General features: G+C 43.8%; 3 protein-coding genes. 1 reads left to right on the forward strand and 2 read right to left on the reverse strand.

Annotated features, from left to right (window positions below; translation table 11 throughout):
• A partial coding sequence (locus F6K51_RS35795) for an MATE family efflux transporter (protein WP_293030549.1) occupies nucleotides 1-164 on the reverse strand: 164 nt, incomplete at its 3' end.
• 36 nt (nucleotides 165-200) lie between these two features.
• Nucleotides 201-620, reverse strand: a complete 420-nt coding sequence (tnpA, locus tag F6K51_RS35800; RefSeq protein ID WP_293030543.1) for an IS200/IS605 family transposase — start codon at nucleotides 618-620, stop codon at nucleotides 201-203.
• Between the two features lie 761 nt (nucleotides 621-1,381).
• Between tnpA and F6K51_RS35805 the strand changes: the two genes are divergently transcribed.
• The gene (locus tag F6K51_RS35805; RefSeq protein ID WP_293030546.1) at nucleotides 1,382-2,905 is read left to right on the forward strand and encodes a reverse transcriptase domain-containing protein; all 1,524 of its coding nucleotides are present in this window, start codon (nucleotides 1,382-1,384) and stop codon (nucleotides 2,903-2,905) included.
• Nucleotides 2,906-3,052: the final 147 nt, after the last annotated feature.

Genomic DNA, 3,052 nt, shown 5'->3' on the forward strand with positions numbered 1-3,052 from the left:
CGGGCAATCACAGAGGATGCTCCCACCCCCAACCCCATGGCTAGACTACCTAAAGTCATCACCACCGGAAAGGTGAAACTCATAGCTGCTAGGGGTTTGGTTCCCAGTTGTCCGACAAAATAGGTGTCAATCAGGTTGAACAAAAATGCGACGCATTCCCCCACCTCGGCTTGCCAGGTGGGGGTTAAGGAGCAGGCAAATCAATCGTCATAGCCTTGGTTTTCTATATACTGCTTCAGTACAGAAAGAGAAGCGCCTCCACAGGAAACAGCGCTAAATCCTCTTTTCCAAAAAACTGGTTCCCAGTAATAGGGAGCCAATTCTTTTGCGTACCTTTTTCTAATTTCTCTACTCGTTACTGTCTTGAGGGTGTTGCAAAGTTTGGAAATTGATACCTTGGGAGCTAAATCGATTAAAAGATGAATATGGTCTTTCGTTCCCAAATCCGCCTTAGCATCTTCAAGGATGCAGTCATTTTTCTCGCAGATACTTTTGGCTAAATCTTTGATGTCCTCTTCTATATCCCCAGTAATCACTGGATGGCGGTACTTAGTGACAAACACTATGTGAACCTTGATTAGTGAAACAGTGTGAGCAAAAGAACGGAGAGGAGTTGACATGTCTAAACACTATGGGTTAACATAGTGATATATTAGCGATTCAGTCGAGATTGTGAAAACACCAACTAAGATCATTCGCACCGACAAATGGAGTGCGGCTCGTTCCTAGGAAGAGCCTCCTGAAACAGGAGGGGTAAAACTAGGGGGATTCGCGGGGAAAACCCAGAAATCCTAACTATCTGTAGGATGGTGGTGAAAACCCACCCCTTGAGGAGAACAAGTGACTCCCTACCTTGGCCACACCGAACAAGCGGCAACTTGTAGAGTGAAGCTGGCACCAGGGCGGAATTAGAGGCGAAGCAGATTAACCACACTACCGCTAATGGGGAGGCGACAAGGGTAACAGTAGTGAAAGTCCTGAAAAAGTGTCTAAGTCGGAAGCCGCAATCTGTCAAATATGCGAGACTTTATCCTTTAATTCTCACAACGTTTTTCCATTGACAGTTGTAATCTCCGAGAAGAGGATAGGCAAAGTGGTTAGAAGTTACCGCAAGAATAGTGGAGCCTTTATAGTTAGTCGGCTATGGGTAAAAGGGTTAAAAATTTTGTAGTAAGGCTCCACTATTCTAAGGTTTCATCTCCGGACTGCCCTAAATCGCCAAAACAATCCAACAGATGGAACGAGTAAAAACGACAGCAATAATAGGTCTAAGGAATTAGTCGAACCTGAGTAAGTTATGCCAAACTTAATCCCTACTGTCGGGTAGGATGTAGTCGAAAAACTGGCTACGGGTATCAAGATAAACAAATCTGAGAAGAGCATGGGTAGACACATATCAAATAGATATAGTGACCTCTGGAAGAGTGAACGCTGGAAACAGCACGAAAAAAACTTATTCCGCCTACAAAGAAGAGTTTATAAAGCAGTTCGAGTTGGCGACCTAAAGAAAGCTCGGTCACTTCAAAAACTGATAATGAAATCCCGCTCAGCACAACTTTTGGCCGTCCGACAAGTAACACAGCTCAATCAAGGAAAAAGAACCGCCGGAGTAGACGGGAAAGCATCCTTAAACTACAAAGAAAGGTTCCAGGTACTTGAAAAACTAGGCTCCAGTGCGGAAAATTGGACGCATCAAGGCTTAAGGGAAATCCCCATAGCCAAGAAAAACGGGAGTACGAGAATGTTGAAAGTACCAACAATCCAAGATAGAGCATGGCAATGTCTAGCAAAATATACTCTAGAACCTGCTCATGAAGCAACGTTCAGTGCCTACAGCTATGGGTTTAGGACTGGCAGAAGTGCCCAAGACGCACAAAAAATGCTATTCCAAAATCTGAACTCAAGAAAAAACGGCATTAATAAAAGAGTAATCGAACTGGATATAAAGAAGTGTTTTGACCGCATATCCCACAGCTCCATTATGGATAGATTGCTAGCTCCTGCGGGTCTGAAGATAGGGATATTCAGATGTCTAAAAGCAGGCATCAATCCAGAATTCCCGGAGCAAGGAACGCCCCAAGGAGGTGTGGTCAGTCCACTTCTCGCCAACATAGCACTTAACGGAATCGAGGAAATAAATCCAAAAAATAGGTGCATTAGATATGCTGACGATATGGTAATAATCCTCAAGCCAAAAGATAACGCTGAAAAAGTACTAGAGAAAATTAAAACCTTTCTCGCAGAAAGAAGGATGGAAATCAGTGAAGAAAAGACCAAGATAACTAATACGACAGACGGATTTGACTTCCTGGGGTGGAAGTTCCGCGTACAGAAAAACGGAAAATTCCGATGCATTCCCTCAGAGGAAAATCACCGGAACATACGTGAGAAGATTAAAACCGTGGTCAATAACTCGAATTATGGAGCCGAAGTAAAAGCCAAAAAGCTAGCACCAATCGTGCGTGGATGGAGGAATTACCACAAAAGCTGTGACATGAGCAGTTCCCGAGATAGTCTCTGGTTCATGACCAAAACTGCAAATCGAAAGTTCCGAAAGGAAAAGAAAATTAGCAGACATAAGGCCACAGAGCTATGCAAGAAAGCCTTTCCAGAAGTAAGGTATGAACAAAATCAGCACGTAAACGTCAAAGGCACCAAGTCTCCATATGATGGAGACCTGGTTTACTGGAGCAATAGGAACTCCAAACTCTATGATAACGCTACAGCAAAAGCTTTAAAACGGCAAAACCATTCCTGTGGGCATTGCGGGTTGAAATTTATTAATGAGGAAAAGGTACACCTTCACCACATTGATGAAAATCATGACAACTGGAAGGAAAACAACCTGATGGCTGTACACCAAAGTTGCCACCAACAATTACACTGGAGCCAAAAAGATACTTAGGAGCCGTGTGAGGCGAAAGTGCGCGACCTGAACTGGTCAAGTAAAGCGGGGAGCCGACTCCCCAGGGTAATTTACACCACCTACCCTCACGTAAAACAACCTTTTAGGTTGGACTCAATACCTTTTGGTAACAAAAGGGAAATATGC

The sequence above is a fragment of the Moorena sp. SIO3I8 genome, from assembly GCF_010692325.1.
GTDB lineage: Bacteria > Cyanobacteriota > Cyanobacteriia > Cyanobacteriales > Coleofasciculaceae > Moorena.

Bases quoted from the DNA above. Each gene is read 5' to 3' on its own strand.
- tnpA (WP_293030543.1), bottom strand. From the start codon at position 620: ATGTCAACTCCTCTCCGTTCTTTTGCTCACACTGTTTCACTAATCAAG.
- F6K51_RS35805 (WP_293030546.1), top strand. From the start codon at position 1,382: ATGGGTAGACACATATCAAATAGATATAGTGACCTCTGGAAGAGTGAA.